Below are 557 nucleotides of genomic sequence, written 5' to 3'. Positions count from 1 at the left end.
GCAAGAAGGCTCCGCATCCCTCGGTTTTCCCACCGCCGCCGTCCTCAAATCATGTTGATGGCACTTGGGCTCGTACCGCGCCATCTGTGGTAGCAGCAGCTCCTGCTCGGGCTCTCCAGGACGGCGGCGACGACGGCTACGATGACCGCAGCGATGACGGCCACGACGACGGCAGCGACGCAGACCTTGCCGAGGAAGACCTTGCGGCCAGCCTCTCTCTCGATCGCGACGATCCGTCCCGAGATGACACCGATCTGTTTTCGACAGCTGGACCACCCTTGCTGCTGGACGAGCTGGTGTGGTGCCGCGGCGGATTTCCTCGTCGAGACAGCGGCGCCATCGTCCTTTTCGCCTGGGACGCAAATTCATGCTGGCTCGATAGCTTTGTCTGCATTGCAGCTCGCTGGCTTCGATATGATCTTGATCCAGCTTTTGCTGTGAGTGATCTCTTCGCCTCCGGCTCTCTTTCGCCCGCTCGCCATGTCGTCGTCGAACGTTTGGACTCAATCTTGGCCCTCATGGCTCGCGATATCGATGCAAGCACGCTGGCGAGCGCC

Annotated in this window: 1 protein-coding gene; it reads left to right on the top strand. The window is 61.2% G+C overall.

Going from position 1 to position 557, the window contains the following annotated elements; genetic code table 11:
- Positions 1–86 precede the first annotated feature (86 nt).
- The coding region (locus LH464_RS24490; RefSeq protein WP_226788994.1) for a hypothetical protein at positions 87–557 on the top strand (471 nt) is incomplete at its 3' end.

This window comes from Pseudorhizobium xiangyangii (assembly GCF_020531965.1).
GTDB classification, from domain to species: domain Bacteria; phylum Pseudomonadota; class Alphaproteobacteria; order Rhizobiales; family Rhizobiaceae; genus Neorhizobium; species Neorhizobium xiangyangii.
The sequence above is the reverse complement of the archived record's forward strand: the minus strand, read 5'-3'. Positions and strand labels throughout refer to the sequence as shown.